This is a genomic window from Martelella lutilitoris, assembly GCF_016598595.1.
Taxonomy (GTDB): Bacteria; Pseudomonadota; Alphaproteobacteria; order Rhizobiales; family Rhizobiaceae; genus Martelella; species Martelella lutilitoris_A.
Genome location: NZ_CP066786.1, coordinates 2934733 through 2955898, shown reverse-complemented (window position 1 = coordinate 2955898; position 21166 = coordinate 2934733). Strand labels below are relative to the sequence as shown.

Genomic DNA, 21166 nt, shown 5'->3' with positions numbered 1-21166 from the left:
GAATGTTAATGTCCATCCCGGTCGACATATAGCAGAATTGGTATATCTGCTTCGGCGTTCTCAATTTGACACCCCACGCCCCTTGAACGAGGTTCGAGACGCGATCTGCGACCCGCTCACGGCTTCGTTTCAGCCCGCCGGGAGGGCGGAAGACGCCGGGTGGTGCGCCCGGTGCGGGGGCAGACGAAACGCACGTTTCGTGAATTGGGAGAGAGAGATGAAACTCGTAGTATCTGCATTCGCCATTGCGGCAATGGCGGTGACATCCTTTGCGGTGCCGGCCTTTGCGCAGGACAAGGGCACGATCGGCATCGCCATGCCGACGAAATCGTCCGCCCGCTGGATTTCCGACGGCGAATCCATGGTCCGGCAGTTCAACGAAGCCGGTTACGCCACCGACCTTCAATATGCCGAGGACAATATTCCCAACCAGCTGTCGCAGATCGAGAACATGATCACCAAGGGCGTCGATGCCCTGGTCATCGCCTCGATCGACGGCACGACGCTGTCCAACGCGCTCGCCAATGCGGCCGCCGCCGGCATTCCCGTCGTCGCCTATGACCGCCTGATCCGGGAGAGCGGCGACGTCGACTATTACGCCACCTTCGACAACTTCCAGGTCGGCGTCCAGCAAGGCTCCAGCCTCGTCAAGGGCCTTGAGGAGCGTTTCCCGGACGAAGAGGTCTGGAATGTCGAACTGTTCGGCGGCTCGCCGGACGACAACAACGCCTATTACTTCTATGACGGCGCCATGTCGGTGCTGCAGCCGCTGATCGATGACGGCAAGATCGACATCGTTTCCGGCCAGATGGGCATGAACCAGGTCGGCACGCTGCGCTGGGACGGCGCCGTCGCCCAGGCGCGCATGGATAACCTTCTGTCGGCAAACTATACCGACGAGACCATCCACGGCGTCCTGTCTCCCTATGACGGGCTTTCCATCGGCATCCTGTCTTCGCTCAAGGGCGTCGGCTACGGCTCCGGCGACCAGAAGATGCCGATCGTGACCGGCCAGGACGCCGAACTGCCCTCGATCAAGTCGATCAATATGGGCGAGCAGTACTCCACCGTTTTCAAGGACACCCGCGAACTTGCCCGCGTCACCGTCGGCATGGTCGAGGCGCTGCTTGAAGGCGGCGAGCCGGAGATCAACGACACCACGACCTATGACAACGGCGTGAAGGTCGTGCCCTCCTATCTGCTCGCGCCGGTTGCCGTCGACGGGTCGAACTGGGAGGAAATCCTGGTCGACCAGAGCGGCTACTACACGCTCGAGCAGATCAAGGAATAAATCCGGACATGAAAGAAAAGGCGGGGCGCGGGCTCCGCCTTTTTCTGGTTTCCGCGGCCGTTTGCTGCTAGTTTCCGGTCGAAGCGCAATTGTGCAGGCGCAGCATGCCGGAGATTGCTGATTTAAGTACGGTCTAAAGAGAAAAATAACGACAAATGACAGTATATGACGTTTGTCAAAAAGTACATGTTTTGCAGCGCACAAAGTGTTTTCAATCGAATAAATTGATTTGACTAACGTGCCTCAAGATGTATCGTCACCCCCGTCCGCGATGGCCAGAACCGGCAAGTGCCGGGTGCCTCGCGGAAGGAGCCGGAAGGACGCTGAAAAGCGTTTCGACCGATGGCATTACGTTTCAAGTCGAGGTCGTGGCCGGAAGCCTTCGACCTCCAAATGGGAGAGAGACATGAAAAGCGTTATCTCGATGCTTGCTGCCGCAAGCGTGGCCGTGGCGGCGCTTGCGGCGCCGGCGATCGCAGCCGACAAGGGCTATGTCGGCATCGCCATGCCGACCAAGGGTCTGGACCGCTGGAACAAGGACGGCGCGTCCATGGTGCAGCAGTTCCAGGAAGCCGGCTACAAGACCGACCTGCAATACGCCGAAAACGAAATTCCCGCGCAGCTCTCGCAAGTCGAGAACATGATCACCAAGGGCGTCGACGTCCTCGTGATCGCCGCGATCGACGGCGGCTCGCTGACGGCGCCGCTGGCCAATGCCGCAGCAGCGGGCATTCCGGTCATTGCCTATGACCGCCTCATCCTCAACACGCCGAATGTCGATTATTACGCCACCTTCGACAACTTCAAGGTCGGTGTCATTCAGGGCAACAGCCTGGTCGAAGGCCTGAAGTCCCGCTTCCCCGACGTTCACCCCTGGAATGTCGAGCTCTTCGGTGGGTCGCCCGACGACAACAACGCCTATTTCTTCTACAACGGCGCCATGTCGGTGATCCAGCCGCTGATCGATTCCGGCGACATCGTCATCCCGTCGGGCCAGATGGGCATGGACAAGATCGGCACGCTGAACTGGTCGAATGCTGCCGCCCAGGCGCGCATGGACAACCTGCTTTCGGCCTATTACACGCAGCAGCCGCTGCACGGCGTCTATGCCTCCAACGATGACCTCGCCATGGGCGCGATCTCCTCGCTGAAGAGCCTCGGCTACGGCTCCGGCGACATGAAGATGCCGATCATCACCGGCCAGGATTCGAACCTGCCGAACGTGAAGGCGATCATCGAAGGCCTGCAGTATTCCTCGATCTTCAAGGATACCCGCAAGCTTGCCGAAGTCACCGTCGGCATGGTCGAGGCGATTTCCGAGGGCAAGCAGCCGGAAATCAACGACACCTCGACCTACAACAATGGCGACAAGGTCGTGCCGTCCTATCTGCTGGAGCCGGTCGCCGTGACCAAGGACAACTGGAAGCAGATCCTGGTCGACGACAGCGGCTACTACACGATGAAGCAGATCGAAGAGTAACCCCGAGAGCTTCGCGTGGGGCCTGCCGCCGGCCGCTCCGGTCGGCGGCGGTGCCGGGCGCCAGCCGGGTGAGGGTGTCATGACAACATTGCTCGAAATGAAAAAAATCACAAAGACCTTTCCGGGCGTGAAAGCGTTGAGTGATGTCGATCTCGCTGTCGAAGAAGGCGAAATCCACGCGCTTGTGGGCGAAAACGGCGCCGGCAAGTCGACGCTGATGAAGGTTCTTTCAGGCGTCTATCCGCATGGCAGCTATGAGGGCGAGATTTATTATGCCGGCGAACTGGCGACGTTCGGCGGTATCTCGGACAGCGAAAAGAAGGGCATTATCATTATCCATCAGGAACTTGCCCTGGTTCCGCAACTGTCGATCGCCGAGAATATCTTTCTCGGCAACGAGGTCGCCAGGTCCGGCGTGATCAGCTGGCCGGATACCTATCAGAAGACTGAAAAACTGTTGCGCAAGGTGGGGCTGAAGGATCCGCCCGCAACCCTCGTCGAAAAGATCGGCGTCGGCAAGCAGCAGCTTGTCGAGATCGCCAAGGCGCTGTCGAAGGACGTGCGTCTGCTGATCCTCGACGAGCCGACCGCGGCCCTTTCGGAAAGCGACAGCGCGAAGCTCCTGAGCCTGCTTCTGGAACTGAAGCAGCAGGGCATCACCTCGATCCTGATTTCCCACAAGCTGAACGAGGTCGAACAGGTCGCCGACAGCATCACCGTCATTCGCGACGGCGCTTCGGTCGCCGATATCGACTGCCACAAGGAAGAGGTCAGCGAGGCGAAGATCATCCAGGCCATGGTCGGCCGGGCGATGGAAAACCGCTACCCCGACCGCGAGCGCAACATCGGCGAGGAGCTGATGTCGGTGAAGGACTGGACCGTCTGGCATCCCGAGCAGACCGACCGCAAGGTGATCAAGAACGTCAAGTTCAATGTGCGCGCCGGCGAAATCGTCGGCATTGCGGGGCTGATGGGCTCCGGACGCACCGAACTTGCCATGAGCATTTTCGGCCACAGCTACGGCCGCAACATTTCCGGCGAGGTCTGGCTCGGCGGGCAGCAGGTCGATGTCTCGACCGTGCCGAAGGCGATCTTCGCCGGCCTTGCCTATGTGACCGAGGACCGCAAGGCGCTCGGGCTCGTGCTTGACGAGCCGATCACCAAGAACGTCACGCTCGCAAACCTTCCGGGCGTTTCGAAATACGGCGTGCTGAACACGGCGGAAGAGACCAAGACGTCGGAATACTATCGCAAGGCGATGAATATCCGCACGCCGACGGTGGCCCAGCGCGTGGTCAATCTTTCGGGCGGCAACCAGCAGAAGGTCGTTCTGTCCAAATGGCTGTTCACCCAGCCGGACGTGCTCATCCTCGATGAGCCGACCCGCGGCATCGATGTCGGCGCGAAATTCGAGATCTACAGCCTGATGAACCAGCTTGCGGCCGAAGGCCGCGGCGTGGTGATGATCTCGTCGGAAATGCCGGAACTGCTCGGCATGTGCGACCGCATCTACGTTATGAACGAGGGGGCATTGGTGGGAGAACTGAACGCCGAAGAGGCGAGCCAGGAACGCATCATGTCCTTCATTGTCAGAAAATAGAAAGAGATGACGATGAATACTCCTGAGGAAAATGCAGGCCAGAGCAAACCCTCGATTCGCTCCTACCTGACGCTGAGAATGCGCGACTACGGCATCTTGCTTGCGCTGATAGTCATTATCGCCTTCTTCCAGATCGTGACCGACGGCGTTCTGATGCGCCCGGTCAACATCACCAACCTGTTCCTGCAGAACTCCTATGTCATCATCATGGCGCTTGGCATGCTGATGATCATCGTGGCGGGGCATATCGACCTGTCCGTCGGCTCCATCGTCGGTTTCATCGGCGCGCTTGCCGCCGTGCTGATCGTGCAATGGAACGTGCCGGTCATCGTCACGATCTTCGCCTGCATCTTCGCCGGCATGCTGATCGGCGCGTGGCAGGGTTACTGGGTCGCCTACTGGAAGATCCCGTCCTTCATCGTCACGCTGGCGGGCATGCTGATCTTCCGCGGCCTGTCGCTGTGGCTCCTGAACGGCCAGTCCGTCGGTCCCTTCCCAAGCTCGTTCCAGCTCTTGTCCACGGGCTTCGTGCCGGACATTTTCGGGGTTGGAAAGCCGAACATGACGGCGCTTGCCGCCGGCATCATCGCCGCCGCCGCGATCGTCTATCTCGCCTGGCGGGCCCGTTCGCGCAATGTTGCCTACGGCATCGAGGATGAACCCTATTCCTTCTTCCTCGGCCGCAACATCATCGTCGCGGCGGTCCTGGTCTTCGTCTCGTGGAAGCTCGCTTCCTTCCGCGGCCTGCCGAACGTTCTGGTCTCCATGGCGATCCTGACGGTGATCTACACCTTCATCACCGAAAGCACGACCTTCGGCCGCCGCGTTTATGCGATCGGCGGCAATGAGAAGGCGGCAGCCCTTTCCGGCATCAACACGAGACGGCTGAATTTCATCGTCTTCGTCAACATGGGCATGCTCGCAGCCCTGGCCGGTCTCGTTTTTGCAGCCCGCCTCAACATCGCAACTCCGAAGGCCGGCAACGGCTTCGAGCTCGATGTCATCGCGGCCGTCTTCATCGGCGGCGCCTCGATGTCCGGCGGCGTCGGCAAGATCGTCGGCGCGGTTGTCGGCGCCTTCATCATGGGCATCATGAACAACGGCATGTCGATCATGGGCATCGGCATCGACTACCAGCAGGTGATCAAGGGCCTCGTCCTGCTCGCGGCCGTCGTCTTCGACGTCTACAACAAGAACAAGGCCTGACGGCGAAAGCCACGGGTCGAGAATCAAAGGGGGCAGGGCGGTTTCCGCTCTGCCCCCCCCCCCCTTTTTTTGCGTTCTGCGCGGCCTGTCAGCCGCGCCTGCGGCAGGACGAGCGCACGATCAGCCGCGACGGCAGGCGCAGGAGCCGCGGAGGCGTGGCCCGGGCGGTCGTGTCCTCGGCCTCCAGCCGCTCGATCAACATTCCGGCGGCGGCTTCGGCGATCGCCGGAATGTCCTGATCGAGCGAGGTGATCTCGGGATCGAATCCGGCTGAAAAATGCAGCCCGTCGAAGGAAATCAGCGAGACGTCATCCGGCGCCTTCAGCCCCATCGACTTCAGGCCCTGCAGCACGCCGCGGGTCTGCATCGTGTTGATCGTCACGATCGCCGTCGGCCGGTTCTGCCGCGACATCAGATCCTGCGCGGCCCGGAAGGCCTGATCCTCGCGTTGATGATGGGTGTAGACGAAGTTGTCCGGAACCGGGTGTCCGGCCTCGCTGAGCGCCGCACGGGTGCCTTCCAGCCTGTCGTCGGACACCGAAATGCCGGTGCGGCCCGCGATCACGGCAATGTCGCGGTGGCCGAGCTGCAGAAGGTGGTGAACGATCAGGCGGGCGCCAAGCGCATTGTCGTCAACGACGCAATCAAACGGCGCGCCTTCTATGATGCGGTCGATGATCACGGTCGGGCGCCTGAGCGCGGGGATGATGTTTTCCGCGTAGCGCTCGCCGAGGCATGTGGGAAAGAGCACCAGCCCCGCCACCTGATGGTCGCTCATGCGCGCAATATCGGCCAGTTCGCGTGCGGGATCGTCGCCGTTGGAGGCGAAGAACATCGAATAGCCCTTGTCGGAGAGCGCCGCCTGCATGCTGCGGGCAATGCTGGCCGCATAGGGCGCGGCAATGTCGGGCACGAGCAGGCCGATCTGGCGCGAGCGGCCGAGGCGCAGGTTCCGTGCCACCGGATTGGGCACGTAGCCAACGGCCGCGATCGCGGCATTGACCCGGGCGCGTAACGTTGCGCTGACCGGCGCGCTGTCATTGATCGTGGCGGAAACGGTGGTTACGGAGACGCCGGCGGCCTTCGCTACATCCTTGATTGTGGCCATTTTTCCCCCTGATTCAATACCCTCTGTTTACACGGTTTTTTTCAAATCGCCAGCGTGTTCAGCGGAATCGGCTTGATCATTGTTTGATTCCACGTTAAATACGTAACGTTTCGTGTGTTTAGTATACGAAAAATAGGGGATAAAGGCGACCTTATCGTGGAGGATGCGAAAGGTTGCGTGTTTCGGGAGGGAAAATTGAAGACATCCGCCTTGTTTCTGGCCGCCGCCCTGGCGTCCGCCGCCGCGCCGGCCTTTGCCGATGACAGCGTGCTTCGTCTGCGCATGAACGGCGATATCAATTCCGTCGATCCGATCTCGACGACCAACTACACCATCCGCAACGCCAGCTATCTGATCTATGACGTGCTGTTCGCGCTGGACGAGAATTTCGAAGTCCGCCCGCAGATGGCCGAGAGCGTCGATATTTCCGATGACGATCTCGTCTATACGATCACGCTGCGCGAGGGTCTGACCTTCCATGACGGCAGTCCGGTGACGGCGGATGATGCCGTGGCCTCGCTTCAGAGATGGGGCAAGGTCGACGGGCTCGGCAAGATCATGTTTTCGAAGATGGACAGCATCGAAGCCGCCGATGACAAAACGCTTGTGATCACCATGGCCGAGCCCTGGGCCCAGGTCTTGCCGGCGATCGGCAAGATTTCCTCCAATATCCCGGTGATCATGCCCAAACGGCTGGCCGAACAGGATCCGGGCAACCCGGTGACCGAACCGGTCGGCTCCGGCCCCTACCGTCTGCTGGTCGATGAATGGGTGCCGGGCTCGATCGCCCCCTACGAAAAATTCGAGGGATATGTGCCGCGAGACGAGCCGGCCTCCATGGCCGCAGGCGGAAAGGTCGCGGGCTTCGACCGTATCGAGATCGTCAACATTCCCGACACGGCGACCGCGATCGATGCGCTGCTCGCCGGCGAGATCGACTGGATGGAAGAGGTGCCGGCCGACATGCTGCCGCTGTTCGAAGGCCAGAACGAGGCGGTGGCCGAACCGGCGCTTCAGTCCGGCAATTCGCTGCAGCTGGTCGTCAACCATCTGAACCCGCCCTTCGACAACCCGAAAATCCGCCATGCGCTGCAGCTCGCGCTCGAGCAGGAGCCCTTCATGCAGGCGATGAACGGCGACAATACCGACCTCTACGAGATCTGCGCGGCCGTCTTCTTCTGCAACACGCCGTTCGAAAGCGACGTCAACACCGACCGGGTGCTGACCCGCGATGTGGAGGCGGCCAAGGCTCTGCTTGAAGAGGCCGGTTATGACGGCACGCCGGTCCACATCATGCATGTGACCGATATCGCCGGGCAGGACGCAGCCTATTCCGTGTTGAAGCCGATGCTGGAGGAAGCGGGCTTCGTCGTCGACGAGCAGATTGCCGACTGGGCGACGGTTTCCACCCGGCGCGCGTCGAAGGAGCCGGTCGCGGACGGCGGCTGGAACCTGTTCTTCACCGGCTGGGGCTATGTCGACCAGATCAACCCGATGACGAATGTCTATGTCGCCGGCGCCTGTGAGGATGGCTGGTTCGGCTGGGCCTGCTCGGAAGAACTGCAGGCGCTGCGCGAGCAGTTCGCGGCAACGAGCGATCCGGAAGAGCAGAAGCTGCTGGCCACGCGCATGCAGGAGGTCACGCATGATCTCGTGCCCTACGTTCCGCTTGGCCAGGTTTATCCGAGCCAGGGCCTTTCGACCGATCTCGAAGGCTATATCGAAAGCCCCGTTCCGTTCTTCTGGAATGTGTCGCGCGCTGAAAACTGATTATCATGACGGGCCGAGGCGAGTGACCCCGGCCCGTCTTGCACCACACTTTCCGGGAGGAACGCGTGCCGGCTTATATTCTTGGCCGACTGGCTGCGGCCATACCGACCCTGCTTCTGGTCTCGGTCTTCATCTTTCTTCTAGTGCATCTGGCGCCGGGCGACCCGGCGCTGCTGATCGCCGGCGACAATGCGAGCCCCGCCCAGGTGGAGCAGATTCGCCAGCGGCTGCATCTCGATCAGTCCCTGCCGGCGCAGTTCGTCATCTGGTTTTCCGATGCCGTCCGTCTTGATCTCGGCGCAAGCGTCTATTCGGGCAAGCCGGTGACGGAACTGATCGCCCAGCGCATCGAGCCGACCTTCATGCTTGCCGCCTATACGATGACGCTGACCGTGCTGGTCGCCATCCCGCTCGGCACGATTGCCGCGTGGAGGGCCAACGGTCTCGTTGACCGCATCATCATGGCCTTTTCGGTTGCCGGCTTCTCCGTGCCGGTCTTCGCGACGTCCTATCTGCTGGTCTATCTCTTCGCCGTGAAGGCGCGCTGGTTTCCCGTCCAGGGCTACAAGCCGCTGTCGGATGGCATATGGGCAACGCTTGTCTCGCTGACGCTGCCCTCCATTGCGCTGATGCTCGTGTTCGCCGCCCTCATCGCCCGCGTCACGCGGGCCGCCGTTCTGGAAGTGCTGCAGGAGAATTTCGTGCGCACGCTCAAGGCCAAGGGCATGGGCACCGGCCGCATTCTCGCGGTGCATGTGCTGAAGACGGCGGGCGTGCCGATCGTCACCGTCATCGGCATCGGCTTTGCCGCGCTCATCGGCGGCGTGGTGGTAACCGAAAGCGTCTTCAATATTCCGGGGATCGGCCGGCTCACCGTCGATGCGATTGTGCGCCGGGACTATCCCGTGGTGCAGGGCATCATCCTGTTCTTTTCCGTAACGCTGATCCTCATCAACCTGATCGTTGATCTGAGCTACGCATTGTTCGACCCGAGGGTGAGGGGATGACGGCGATCATGGAAGAAACTGCCAGGAGCGCCCGCGCCTCCGAAACCCGGCTTCTCGTCAGCGAGGGTTTCCGTTTTCTCAAGGTCCACCGCGAAGTCACGATCGTGCTCGCGATGCTGGTTGCTATGGCCCTGGTCGGCATGTTTGCGCCGCTTCTGGCGGGCGACCCGATGGCGATCAATCCGGCCATGCGCTACCGCCCGCCGTCCGCAGAACACTGGCTCGGGACCGACAATCTCGGCCGCGACGTCTACGCGCGGCTGATCTACGGCACCCGCAATTCCATGGCCGTCGGCTTTGCCGTTGCCGGAATCACCACCCTCATCGGCGTTGCCATCGGGGTCTATGCGGGCTTTTCAAATCTCGGCGGCGCCATCGTCATGCGTCTCAACGACGCGATGATGTCGATCCCGGCCGTGCTGCTCGCCATCGCGCTCGCCTCGCTTATGGAACAGGGGCTTGCCGCCGTCATCGTCGCCATCACTGTGCCGGAGATACCGCGCATGGTGCGTGTCGTGCGCGCGCTGGTGCTCGGCATCCGCCGCCAGCCCTATCTGGCCGCCGCCGTTTCGATCGGCACGCGCGGCCTGCCGCTGGTGTTTCGCCATGTGCTGCCCAACATGTTCGGCCCGGTCCTGGTGCAGGCGACCTATGCCTGCGCCTCAGCCGTCATCACTTCTGCCGTGCTCGCCTTTCTCGGCGTCGGCGTCTCGCCGGATATTCCGAGCTGGGGCGGGATGATGGCGGCGGCAAAGTCCATGTTCCGGCTGCATCCCGAACTGATGCTCTATCCGGGGCTTGCGCTCTCGCTGCTGGTGCTGCTCGTCAACATTCTGGGCGACCGGCTTTCCGATGCGGTCGACCCGCGCAAGGCCAAAAGGGGGATATTGTGATGGGCGAGACCTTTCTTTCCGTCGACAATCTGTCGCTGACCTTTTCCGGCAAGGCGGGCATTCACCACGCGCTCACCGACGTCTCCTTTCATGTGGACCGCGGCGAAATCCTCTCCTTTGTCGGCGAATCGGGTTGCGGCAAGTCGGTGACGGCGATGTCGGTGATGCGGCTTCTGCCGCGCCACGGCGTGCATTATCCCTCCGGCAGCATCGTGCTCGACGGAGAAGACCTGCTGCAAAAGAGCGAGCGGGAGATGCGCGCGATCCGCGGCGGCAGGATCGGGATGATCTTTCAGGATCCGATGACATCCTTCACGCCGGTCCACACGATCGGCATGCAGATCGCCGAGACCGTCGCGCGTCACCGGGGCGTTTCGAAAAAGGCGGCGATGGTCCGGGCGCTGGAAATGCTCGATCTGGTGCGCATTCCCGATGCGAAAAACCGGATCAACGCCTATCCGCACGAGCTTTCGGGCGGCATGCGGCAAAGGGTGATGATCGCGATGGCGCTTGCCTGCGATCCGGAACTGCTGATTGCCGATGAACCGACCACCGCGCTCGACGTGACGGTGCAGGCGGAAATCCTGGAACTGATCACGGATCTGAGGCGCGATCTCTCCATGTCGGTGATCCTCATCACCCATGATCTGGGTGTCGTTGCCGAGACCGCCGACCGGGTGATGGTGATGTATGCCGGGCGCGTGGTCGAGGAGGGGCCGGTGCCGTCGATCCTCGGCGGGCCGGCCCATGGCTATACGGCCGGGCTGATCGAGGCCCTGCCGCTGTCGGGGGCTCTTCACCATCGCAGGCCGCTGAAGGAAATTCCGGGCGCCGTGCCGCGTCTCGATCATCGGGTGGAGCACTGCATCTATGCCGATCGCTGCGCCTTCGCGACGCCCGCCTGCAAAACCGTGCTGCCCGAGCATCGGGCGGTCGGGAAAGGTCACCGCGCCGCCTGCCTCAATGCCGGCGATGTCGCCGCGGCGCTTGAGGCCAATGAAATCGTGAGGGCTTGGCAATGAATGTGCAGGTGAAGCTTGAAGGCGTGAGCAAGGCCTATGATATCGGCAAGGCCGGGTTCTTCGGCAAACCCCGGCTTTTGCATGCGATCAACGGCGTCGACCTGGAGATCCGAAAAGGCGAGACGCTCGGCCTGGTTGGCGAGTCGGGCTGCGGAAAATCGACGCTTGCCCGGCTGATCATGCACCTGGAAAAGCCGACGGAGGGCGCAATCGCCTTTGACGGCGAAGACCTGAACGCCGTTTCGTCATCACGCCTGCATGCCGCGCGGCGGCGGTTCCAGATGGTGTTCCAGGATCCCTATGCCTCGCTCAATGCCCGGATGACGGCGCGGGTGATCCTTGCCGAGGCGCTGAAGAACTACCGCTACGGCAGTCCTGCGGAAATCGGCGCCCGCGTCGAGGCCGTGGCGTCGGCCTGCGGCTTGTCCTCCTACCACCTCGACAAATACCCGCATGAGCTTTCCGGCGGCCAGTGCCAGCGCATCGGTATCGCCCGCGCCATCGCGCTCGACCCGGAGATGATCGTGGCCGATGAGCCGGTCTCCGCGCTCGACGTCTCCATCCAGGCGCAGATCATCAACCTGATCCTCAGGCTGCAGCAGGAGATGGGCCTGACGCTGATCTTCGTCTCGCACGATCTTTCGGTGGTCGCCCACATCGCCGACCGGGTCGCCGTGATGTATCTGGGGCGGATTGTCGAACTGGCGCCGGTCCACGACCTTTTTGCCGGAAGCGCGCATCCCTATACCCGGCTGCTGTTGTCGGCCGTGCCGCGACCGGCCCCCCAGGGGCAGCGCGAGCGGCTGCTGAAGGGCGAGCTTCCAAGCCCGCTGAACCCGCCGGAGGGCTGTCATTTCCGGCCGCGCTGTCCCCATGCGACGGAGCGATGCCTTTCGAAGCCGCCGCTGAGACCGATCGGCCCGGGGCGTCTGGTTGCCTGTCACCATGCCGAAGACCTGGCGGACACGCCATGAGCGCGGGAGGAAAACAGCCGGTGATGCTGATCCCCGGCCTCCAGTGCGATCGCAGGGTCTGGCAGTTGCAGATTCCGTTTCTGGAGGCGCTCGGTCATGAGGTGATCGTGCCGGAAGAGCATTTTGCGGCGCAAAGCATCGCCGAAATGGCGGAGATCATTGCCTGCCGGCTTCCGGAGAAGGTGCATGTGGCGGGCTGGTCGATGGGCGGTTATATCCTTTGCCGTCTGCTGGAGACACATGCGGAACGGATTACAAGCGTTGCGATGATCGCGACCTCGGCCCAGCCCGAGAATGCGCGCCGCACGGTGGAACGTCGCGCCGCGATGATCGCGGCTCGTCAGGTCGGCATGGCGCGAGCCTATCGAGCGAGCCTCGAAGCGTGCTGCTTCCGTCCGGACAATGTGCCGCCCGCATTGATGGACGATCTCGTGGCCATGGGCGTCGATATGGGGATGGACACATTCTTCTCCCAGCAGGCGGCCATTATCGCCCGAAAGGACGGGCGTTCCGCGCTTGCCGCCTATCAGGGCCCGGTCACCATCATCTGCGGCGAACGGGATACGGTGACGCCGCCGGAATTGTCGCGGGAAATGCATGCGATTTCGGCCCGATCGCGCCTGACCATGATCCCCGAGGCCGGCCACAACGCGCCGATCGAGCAGGCCGACGCGGTCAATGCGGCGCTTGGCGCGTGGCTCGCCGAAGGGACGGCGGAACGCGACGGGGTGCGCGTCGCAACCGCGCCATAGCGTATTTCGCAGTCAGCTGAAAACACCTCACCTCCGCGACAATGCCGCATGACTGGAACGGATGCGCCGCGCGGCATCGTTAACGGGGCATCCCCGGCACAGTTTGCCTGTGCCGGGGCGGGTCGCACCCTGTCCCAGACTGCCGCATTTATCGGGACGCGGCTTATCTGGAGAACTTTCAAACGTTCTAATGCGCCGATTGGTTCCTGATCATGCGAAAAAAAACGTCTCGGTTTCGGCCTGCCGCGTGCGCCAGGCAATTTCATCCCCGGCGGAAATACGGTAAGGCGGATCGCAAACGCGTCCGCCCCGGAGGTTTGAAGAACAATGGCCAGTCTCACGCTGCGCAACATCGTCAAGAAATATGGTCAGCGCCAGGTCATCCACGGTCTTGACCTCGACATCGCAGATGGCGAATTCGTCGTTCTCGTCGGCCCGTCCGGTTGCGGCAAGTCGACGCTGTTGCGGATGATTTCGGGGCTTGAGGAGATCACCGGGGGCGAGGTGATGGTCAACGGCCAGGTTGCCAACAAGATGCAGCCGCGACAGCGCAACATCGCCATGGTGTTTCAGGATTTCGCGCTCTATCCGCATATGAGCGTGCGCAAGAATATGGCGTTCGCCCTGCGCATGGCCGGCATCTCCCGCGCCGAGCGCGATGCGGCGGTCGAACGAGCGGCCGAGATGCTGGGGCTGACCGATGAGCTGGAGCGCTATCCGAGCGAGCTTTCCGGCGGGCAGAAGCAGCGCGTCGCCATGGGCCGGGCGTTGGTGCGCAATCCGGAGGCCTTCCTCTTCGACGAGCCGCTGTCGAACCTCGACGCCAAGCTGCGCGCCCAGATGCGCGCCGAGATCAAGGCGCTGCACCGCCGGCTCGAGACGACGATGATCTATGTCACCCATGATCAGATGGAAGCGATGACCATGGGCGAGCGCATCGTTCTGATGCGCACCGGCGTGATCGAGCAGGTCGGAACGCCGCTCGAGCTTTACGACCGGCCGCAGAATGTCTTCGTCGCCGGCTTCATCGGCGCGCCGGGCATGAACCTCATTGAAGGCGTGGCCGAGGCTCGGGATGGCGCATTGGGTCTGCGCAGCAAGGGCGGGGCTCTCTGGCCGCTGCCGGCGGTTGACGGGCTTCAGGCCGGTGCGGCGATCACCATCGGCATACGTCCGGAAAATGTCGCCTTTGACGATGCGGGAACCGAGGCGGTGATCGAATTCACCGAGACCACGGGCTCCGAGACCCATGCCACGATGACGGCCGGCGGCGACCAGGTTCTGCTGCTGACGCCGGAACGCGTCCCCTATGAGCGCCATCAGCAGGTAAAGATCGTCTTCGATGCCGCGCGCATGCATGTCTTCGATACCGAAAGCGGCGACCGGTTGAACTGAGAGGCGGAATGGCTGACCTCGATCCGCTTTTCGACCGGCTGTCGCGGTCGAAATTCCGAAGCCGCTTTTCATTGTCCGAGAAGGACCGGGCCTATGCCGCGTCAAAGGGCAGGGCAGAGGTCAACGCCCATGCCGAGGATTTCATCCGCACGCGCCTTGCGCCGGCCGAACCCGCCAATGACGGGAAGCAGACGCCGATGCGCGGCCACCCGGCCTTCCTCGCCCAGCATGCAACGGCCACCTGCTGCCGGGGTTGCCTGATGAAATGGCACGGCATCGAAAAGGGCCGGCCGCTCGACGAGGGCGAGATCGCCTATGTGGTGTCGGTGCTCGACCGCTGGATCGTCGGGCAGATGTCGTCCGGGCAGCGGTGATCTGCCGGTTCAGGCGGAGCGCTTCATGCCCTTCAGCTTGTCCGGCTTCTCGCCGCCATAGGCCCAGTCGATGAGTTCCACCGTGTGCAGGATCGGAACGGCGGTGCCCGACGCGATCTGGGTGATGCAGCCGATATTGCCGGTGGCGATGATGTCGGGCTTGGTCGCCTCGATATTCTTCACCTTGCGGGCCTTCAGCTTCGCCGAGATCTCCGGCTGCATGATGTTGTAGGTCCCGGCTGATCCGCAGCACAGATGCCCTTCGCCCGGTTCCTTCACGGCAAAGCCGGCCGCCTCCAGGAGCAGTTTCGGTCCGGCCTTGATCTGCTGGCCGTGCTGCATGGAGCAGGCGGAGTGATAGGCGACGGTGATGCCCTGGCGCTTCTGCTCGGGAAGGGCGAGCGTCGTCAGATATTCGGTGATGTCCTTCGCAAGCGCTGAAACCCTGGCGGCCTTTTCCGCATAGGCCGGATCATGCCGCAGCATGTGGCCGTAATCCTTGATCGTCGTGCCGCAGCCGGAGGCGGTGATGATGACGGCGTCGAGCCCGCCGTTCTCGATCTCCCGCGTCCAGACGTCGACATTCCTGCGCGCCTCGGCAAGCGCCTGTTCCTCGCGGCCCATATGGTGGACCAGTGAGCCGCAACAGCCTTCGCCCTCCGGCACCACCACCTCGATGCCGAGCCGCGTCAGGAGGCGGACGGTCGCCTCGTTGATCGCGGGGTCGAGCACCGATTGGGCGCAGCCGGTCAGCAGCGCCACGCGGCCGCGTTTCTCGGCAGTGGGCGTATGGGTCGCGGGTTTCGAGACGGGGGAGGCCGCGGGCAAGCGCGAAGGCGCCAGTTTCAGCATCGCCTCGAAGGGTTTGAGCGCGGTCACCGAGCCGAAGAGCCCGGCAAAGGGCCGCCCGAGCCGCGCCAGTGAAAGGGCCGCGCGAAAACGGGCCGGATAGGGCAGCACCGCCGCCAGCACAGCGCGGGTGAAGCGGTTCATGAAGGGGCGTTTGTAGGTCTTTTCGATATGGACGCGGGCATGGTCGACGAGATGCATGTAGTCGACGCCCGACGGACAGGTGGTCACGCAGGACAGGCAGGAGAGACAGCGGTCGATATGGGTGACCACTTCCTCATCCGCCGGCCGCCCGTTTTCCAGCATGTCCTTGATCAGGTAGATGCGCCCGCGCGGACTGTCGAGTTCGTTGCCGAGCGTTACATAGGTCGGGCAGGTCGCCGTGCAGAAACCGCAATGGACGCATTTGCGCAGGATGGATTCGGCTTCGGCGACCTTGGGATCGGCAAGCTGCTCGGGGGAGAAGCGGGTCTGCATGGGATGCGCCTAAACCAGCCAGCTTTGCGGGCGCTCGATCGGCTCCGAACGGTTGACCTTCTGCAGGCCGATGATCACGCGGACGATGACCCAGACGGCGGTGGCCAGGAAGCCGAACACGCCGATGATCACGAAGGTCAGCACGAAGGAAATGGCCGAGAAGAGCAGCGCGATCCAGAAAGTGCGGATCGCCCAGGTGTAATGCGTCTTCAGCCAGTCCTCGGCCTTGTCGCGGTTCATATAGGCCGAGATCAGGCCGATGACGCCGGCAATGAAGATCACGCAACTGACGAGATAAAGGATATAGATGAGGATGACGTTGTTCCTGGTCGGATCCATCCAGCCATCGCCAAACCGTTTGGGCGGTGTCGTCTGCGGGTCACTCATGCTGCCATCTCCTCTTTCGCCATCTTTCCGGGGCTGAATATCCCCTTGGGGTCGAGTTTCTGCTTGATCCGCGCCGAAAGGGCGGCAATGGCCGGCGGCTGCGGCTCGAAGGCGGGGATCAGCGCCCGTGCTGTCGGGTCCGCGCGCATCAGCGTGGCGTGGCCGCCGCCATGGGCCTTGATCAGGGACCTCAGCCGGCCCGGTTCCGGCGCGCCGTCCATGCGCATCCAGATCAGTCCGCCCTGCCAGTCGTAAAGCGCATCGACGGCCGCCTCAAGGCGGATGTCGGCAACAAGCTTCGCGGCTTCCGAGGGCGCTATGCTGACGCGCCAGAGCGGGCGCAGCGATTTTTCCGCATAGGGCGCGGCGTCGCGAATCTCGCGCCAGAGCGTGGCGGTTTTCGTCGCCTCCAGTTCGGCGACGGGACCGATCGCGCCGGCATAGTCCTTCAGCTTTTCGGCGCGGACGGCGACCGATTCCGGCAGGCCTTCCAGCCGGAGGCAGGTGACACTGTCGCCTTCGAGCGCGCCGGACAGGAAGGCGGGGCGGACGCTGTAGGGCAGGTGGGCGGCGCCCGAAACCTCGAGCGGCAGCGCCATGGCGGCTGCCATCAGCGCGATGGCGTCGTCATCGGTCAGGTCGGAGACGACGATGGTGGTCGCCGCCTTCGGCGCCGGCAGCACCTTGAAGGTCACTTCCGTCAGGAAGCCGAGCGTGCCGTGCGAGCCCGCCATCAGCCGGGCGAGGTCAAGCCCGGTCACATTCTTCATCACCCGGCCGCCGGCCTTGATCGCCTCGCCCTTGCCATTGATGAAACGCGCGCCCAGCAGATGGTCGCGGGCAGCACCCGCCAGCGCGAAGCGGCGGGGACCGGAGACATTGGCGGCGAACACGCCGCCGATCGTCGGCGTGCCCTCGGTATTCATGATGCCGCGATGGTCCATCGGCTCGAAGGCGAGGAACTGGCCGTTTGTCCTGAGCGCCGCCTCGATTTCGGCAAGCGGGGTGCCGGCCCGCGCCGTCATCACCATTTCCGACGGCTCGTAGGAGACGATGCCGGAAAGCGCGGAAGACGAAAGCGTGGTTTCGGCCCTCTGCGGATTGCCGAAGCCGGACCGGGTATTGCCGCCGCAAAGGGCAAGCGGCACGCCCGTCTCGAAATGGCGGGCGATGATGCCGGCGGCTTCCGTCTCGGTTTCAGGCGTCAGCATCTCAGTCATCCCGTCCCTCCAGAGGAAAAACCTTGGAGGGGTTCAGCACCCAGTCCGGATCGAAGGCGGCGCGCACCGCCATCTGCTGGCGAAGGTCGACGTCGGAATACTGATGGCGCATCAGGTCGCGTTTCTCGATGCCGACGCCGTGTTCGCCGGTCAGGCAGCCGCCGGCATCGACGCAGAGTTTCAGGATTTCCGCGCCCGCTTCCTCGGCGCGCGCGGCGTCTTCCGGGTCGTTGATATTGTAGAGGATCAGCGGATGCATGTTGCCGTCGCCGGCATGGAACACATTGGCGACGCGCAGGCCGTAGCGGTCGGTGATCTCGCTCGTTTTCTGCAGCACGTAGGAAAGCTGGCTGAGCGGCACGGTGCCGTCCATGCAGATATAGTCGGCAATGCGGCCGGTGGCGCCGAAGGCGGACTTTCGGCCCTTCCAGATCAGCGCGGCTTCCGTCGCCGACTGGCTGCGGCGGATCGCCATCACGCCGTGGCGCTCGGCGATCGCGACGATTTCGGCAAGCATCGCCTCCATCTCGTCTTCCGAGCCCTCGACCTCGATGATCAGGAGCGCGCCGGCGTCGAGCGGATAGCCGGCCTTGGCGAAGGCCTCGCAGATTTCAATCGCCGGCTTGTCCATGAATTCTATGGCGACGGGAATGATGCCGGAGGCGATGATATCGGTGACGCAGGCGCCGGCCTGTTCCGAGGTCGGGAAGCCGAAGAGAACGGGCCGCGCCCCTTCCGGACTTGCCAGTAGCCGGACGGTCGCCTCGGTGATGATGCCGAGCTGGCCTTCCGAGCCGCAGACGAGCGCCATCAGGTCGTAGCCCGCCGAATCAAGCGCCTTGCCGCCGAGGTCGATCACGGTGCCGTCGACCAGCACCATCTTCACGCCGAGCAGGTTGTTCGTCGTCACGCCGTATTTCAGGCAGTGCGCGCCGCCGGAATTCATGCCGATATTGCCGCCGATGGTGCAGGCGAGCTGCGAGCTCGGATCCGGCGCGTAGAAGAAGCCTTCGGGCCTCACCGCTTCGGAGATGGCGATGTTGGTGACGCCCGCCTGGACGGTCGCGGCGCGGTTCGGCAGGTCGATGTCGAGAATGCGGTTCATGCGCGAAAGCCCGAGGATGATCGCATCCTCCTGGCCGATGGCGCCGCCGGACAGCGAGGTGCCGGCGCCGCGCGGGACAACGGGAATGCCGTTCTCGTGGCAATAGGCGAGCACCTTTGCCACCTGCTCAGTCGTTTCCGGCAGGCAGACGGCGAGCGGCAGGCGGGTATAGGCAATGAAGCCGTCGGTCTCGAAGGGCACCAGTTCGCGCCCTTCGTGAATCAGCGCGTCCTTCGGCAGCATGGCCTGAAGATCGGAAATAATCGCGCCGCGCCGGGCCAGGATATCGGCCTTCGGCGTGCTGAACGCTATTGCGCCGGACAAGGGTTCACCTCCGCATCTTCGCGAAACGCAACCAGGGCGTCTCTGTCTCCTCCCGCGTTCTATCATTGGCCTTCTGGCAAGACAAATGCTAACACTTGTTCCGAAATGGCAAAAATGGCGGGCACTATGAACCTGACCGATATCGAGATCTTTGCCCGCGTGGCGACGACCGGCAGCATGACGGAGGCGGCGCATGAGCTGAGGCTTTCGCCGGCCGTCGTCTCAAAAAGCATAAAGCGGCTGGAGGAGGCGCTCGGCGCGCGGCTTCTGCAGCGAACCACGCGGCGGGTGATGCTGACGGAAACCGGGCGGGGTTATTATGAACGCATCCTGCCGGTTCTGGCGGGAGCGGAGGAAGCGCAGGCCTTTGTCGAGGGGCGCACGGCCGCCGTCAGGGGGCGGCTTAGGGTCTCCGCGCCCACATCCTTCGGGCGCATGCATATCGCTCCGCATCTTGCCACCTTCATGAACGCCCATGAGTCGCTTGAGATCGAACTGCTTCTGAACGACGCCTTTGTCGATATCGTCGCCGAAGGCTTTGATGTCGCCATCCGTATCGGCGAACTGAGCGACAGCTCGCTCGTGGCGCGCAAGCTTGCGCCGGTGAGGCGCATCCTGTGCGCCGCGCCGTCCTATATCGAGAAAATGGGGATGCCGGAAAACCTCGCCGACCTCGACCGCCACATCTGCCTGCCGGCCCATAATGGCGAGCACTGGAGGCTGTCAGGGCCTGATGGCCCGGTCGCGCTTCGTCCGGAAGGCCGGCTCGTCACCAATTCCAGCGAAGTGGTGCGCGAGGCGGTTCTGGCCGGCATGGGGGTCGCGCTGCGCTCGACCTGGGATATCGGGCCGGAGCTTGCGAGCGGCAGGCTGGTGCAGGTGCTGCGGCAATACGAGAGCCCGGGCGATGTCGGGCTGTTCGCGGTCTATCCGAGCCGCAATTTCCTGCCGGAGAAAGTGCGGCTGTTTATCGATTTCCTGGCCAGGCTCTACGCCCCCGCGAGCTATTGGGGGGCGTAGGCGCGCGCTTACGCGACGATCAGTATGCCGGTGATCAGGGAAATCAGGATCACCACGAGGACGATGAAGATCAGCACGCGGGCAATGCCGGCCGAAAGACCCGCCACGCCGCGAAAGCCGAGAAGGCTGGCGACCGCCGCGATGATCAGCAATATCAGGATCCACTCAAGCATTGTATGTCCTTTCGGCGCTTTTCTCGTCTTGGGTTGAAACAAAAACGGCGATGTAAGCCGAAAGTTCCCGCGATGCCGGTCGCGGCCTGTTCTTCCGCGCATGGATCGGCCAAAAAGCGCCGGTAATTTCACAAAAGCTTCACGGGAGTGCCCTTTCCATGGTGACAAGCCATGATAGAAACGGGTTTTATCAATTTCGCGGGGACTGTGCTTGAGTCTGCATCTTTTGCCGACGCCCTGCCGGAAGGAAACACGCGGGACATGCCATCAGAAAAGACGCTGGCCGAAAGAGCGGACGCGATCGAAACCCGCCAGCAATATGCCGCGCTTTGCTACCGGCTGACGCGACGCAAGAAAAAGACCGCGATCGAGGTGCTGTTGATCACCAGTCGCGACACGGGCCGCTGGGTCACGCCCAAGGGCTGGCCGATGGCCAACAAGGCCCCGCACGAGGTCGCCGCCCAGGAGGCCTTCGAGGAGGCCGGCATCAAGGGCAAGGTCGGCGAAAAGCCGCTTGGAAATTATTCCTATCTGAAACGGCTCGACAACGGCACGTCCGTGCCCTGCGTCGTCGATCTCTACCCCTTGCGCGTGCGCAAGACCAAGTCGAAATATCCCGAGGCCGACGAGCGCACGCGCAAGTGGACGTCGCCGGAGGAAGCGGCCGAACTCGTGCATGAAAGCGAGCTGAAGACGCTGCTGATCGAGCTCATCAACCTGATCGAGAGCTGAGGCGGCG

The 21166-nt window shown here is 62.9% G+C and carries 20 protein-coding genes; 14 read left to right on the top strand and 6 right to left on the bottom strand.

Annotation, left to right across the window (positions count from 1 at the left end; translation table 11 throughout):
• The first annotated feature begins 217 nt into the window (after positions 1–217).
• The 4 genes from chvE (JET14_RS14260) to mmsB all read left to right on the top strand — a co-directional run bounded on the left by chvE (JET14_RS14260) (position 218) and on the right by mmsB (position 5577).
• Positions 218–1291, top strand: a complete 1074-nt coding sequence (gene chvE / locus JET14_RS14260; RefSeq protein WP_200334384.1) for a multiple monosaccharide ABC transporter substrate-binding protein — start codon at positions 218–220, stop codon at positions 1289–1291.
• A gap of 406 nt (positions 1292–1697) precedes the next feature.
• Positions 1698–2771, top strand: a complete 1074-nt coding sequence (chvE, locus tag JET14_RS14255; protein ID WP_200334383.1) for a multiple monosaccharide ABC transporter substrate-binding protein — start codon at positions 1698–1700, stop codon at positions 2769–2771.
• A 79-nt stretch (positions 2772–2850) separates the two neighbouring features.
• Positions 2851–4371: a multiple monosaccharide ABC transporter ATP-binding protein gene (gene mmsA, locus JET14_RS14250; RefSeq protein ID WP_200334381.1), complete on the top strand. Its 1521-nt coding sequence runs from the start codon at positions 2851–2853 to the stop codon at positions 4369–4371.
• A gap of 12 nt (positions 4372–4383) precedes the next feature.
• Positions 4384–5577 (top strand): multiple monosaccharide ABC transporter permease, encoded by a 1194-nt coding sequence (mmsB, locus tag JET14_RS14245; protein ID WP_200334378.1) that lies wholly within the window; start codon positions 4384–4386, stop codon positions 5575–5577.
• Positions 5578–5665: 88 nt separating this feature from the next.
• On the opposite strand, the gene JET14_RS14240 is transcribed toward mmsB, so the two are convergent.
• On the bottom strand, positions 5666–6685 hold the full coding sequence (locus tag JET14_RS14240; RefSeq protein WP_024708209.1) for a LacI family DNA-binding transcriptional regulator: 1020 nt from the start codon (positions 6683–6685) through the stop codon (positions 5666–5668).
• 195 nt (positions 6686–6880) lie between these two features.
• Between JET14_RS14240 and JET14_RS14235 the strand changes: the two genes are divergently transcribed.
• The 8 genes from JET14_RS14235 (at position 6881) to JET14_RS14200 (ending at position 14872) form a co-directional block, all read left to right on the top strand.
• Positions 6881–8455, top strand: coding sequence for an ABC transporter substrate-binding protein (locus JET14_RS14235; protein WP_200334376.1), 1575 nt, complete (start codon positions 6881–6883; stop codon positions 8453–8455).
• Positions 8456–8520: 65 nt separating this feature from the next.
• Positions 8521–9462, top strand: coding sequence for an ABC transporter permease (locus tag JET14_RS14230; RefSeq protein ID WP_200334375.1), 942 nt, complete (start codon positions 8521–8523; stop codon positions 9460–9462).
• Positions 9463–9470: 8 nt separating this feature from the next.
• The gene (locus JET14_RS14225; protein ID WP_200334374.1) at positions 9471–10355 is read left to right on the top strand and encodes an ABC transporter permease; all 885 of its coding nucleotides are present in this window, start codon (positions 9471–9473) and stop codon (positions 10353–10355) included.
• Positions 10355–11377, top strand: a complete 1023-nt coding sequence (locus JET14_RS14220; RefSeq protein ID WP_200334373.1) for an ABC transporter ATP-binding protein — start codon at positions 10355–10357, stop codon at positions 11375–11377. The genes JET14_RS14225 and JET14_RS14220 overlap by 1 nt, the downstream gene beginning before the upstream one ends.
• On the top strand, positions 11374–12351 hold the full coding sequence (locus JET14_RS14215; RefSeq protein WP_200334372.1) for an ABC transporter ATP-binding protein: 978 nt from the start codon (positions 11374–11376) through the stop codon (positions 12349–12351). Before JET14_RS14220 ends, JET14_RS14215 begins: the two co-directional genes overlap by 4 nt.
• Positions 12348–13103, top strand: a complete 756-nt coding sequence (locus JET14_RS14210) for an alpha/beta fold hydrolase (protein ID WP_200334371.1) — start codon at positions 12348–12350, stop codon at positions 13101–13103. Before JET14_RS14215 ends, JET14_RS14210 begins: the two co-directional genes overlap by 4 nt.
• A gap of 327 nt (positions 13104–13430) precedes the next feature.
• Positions 13431–14498: an ABC transporter ATP-binding protein gene (locus tag JET14_RS14205; RefSeq protein WP_200334370.1), complete on the top strand. Its 1068-nt coding sequence runs from the start codon at positions 13431–13433 to the stop codon at positions 14496–14498.
• Positions 14499–14506: 8 nt separating this feature from the next.
• Positions 14507–14872, top strand: a complete 366-nt coding sequence (locus JET14_RS14200; protein WP_200334369.1) for a DUF4186 domain-containing protein — start codon at positions 14507–14509, stop codon at positions 14870–14872.
• A 9-nt stretch (positions 14873–14881) separates the two neighbouring features.
• Here the strand turns inward: JET14_RS14200 and glcF are convergent, their stop codons facing one another.
• From glcF to JET14_RS14180, 4 genes are read right to left on the bottom strand one after another with little or no spacing between them, the layout of a single operon-like run.
• Positions 14882–16198, bottom strand: a complete 1317-nt coding sequence (gene glcF / locus JET14_RS14195) for a glycolate oxidase subunit GlcF (protein WP_200334367.1) — start codon at positions 16196–16198, stop codon at positions 14882–14884.
• Positions 16199–16207: 9 nt separating this feature from the next.
• Entirely contained in the window at positions 16208–16585 is a 378-nt protein-coding gene (locus tag JET14_RS14190; protein WP_024708219.1) for a DUF4870 family protein, read from the bottom strand.
• The gene (glcE, locus tag JET14_RS14185; RefSeq protein WP_432443087.1) at positions 16582–17796 is read right to left on the bottom strand and encodes a glycolate oxidase subunit GlcE; all 1215 of its coding nucleotides are present in this window, start codon (positions 17794–17796) and stop codon (positions 16582–16584) included. The genes JET14_RS14190 and glcE overlap by 4 nt, the downstream gene beginning before the upstream one ends.
• A gap of 1 nt (position 17797) precedes the next feature.
• Positions 17798–19234, bottom strand: a complete 1437-nt coding sequence (locus JET14_RS14180; protein ID WP_200334363.1) for an FAD-binding oxidoreductase — start codon at positions 19232–19234, stop codon at positions 17798–17800.
• Positions 19235–19360: 126 nt separating this feature from the next.
• Here JET14_RS14180 and JET14_RS14175 point away from each other — a divergent pair, with 126 nt between their 5' ends.
• Positions 19361–20254: a LysR family transcriptional regulator gene (locus JET14_RS14175; RefSeq protein WP_200334361.1), complete on the top strand. Its 894-nt coding sequence runs from the start codon at positions 19361–19363 to the stop codon at positions 20252–20254.
• Positions 20255–20262: 8 nt separating this feature from the next.
• Here JET14_RS14175 and JET14_RS14170 read toward each other — a convergent pair whose 3' ends face one another.
• The gene (locus JET14_RS14170) at positions 20263–20427 is read right to left on the bottom strand and encodes a DUF1328 family protein (protein WP_024708223.1); all 165 of its coding nucleotides are present in this window, start codon (positions 20425–20427) and stop codon (positions 20263–20265) included.
• Between the two features lie 261 nt (positions 20428–20688).
• On the opposite strand from JET14_RS14170, the gene JET14_RS14165 reads away from it, so the two are divergent.
• Entirely contained in the window at positions 20689–21159 is a 471-nt protein-coding gene (locus JET14_RS14165) for an NUDIX hydrolase (RefSeq protein WP_200334359.1), read from the top strand.
• Positions 21160–21166 lie beyond the last annotated feature (7 nt).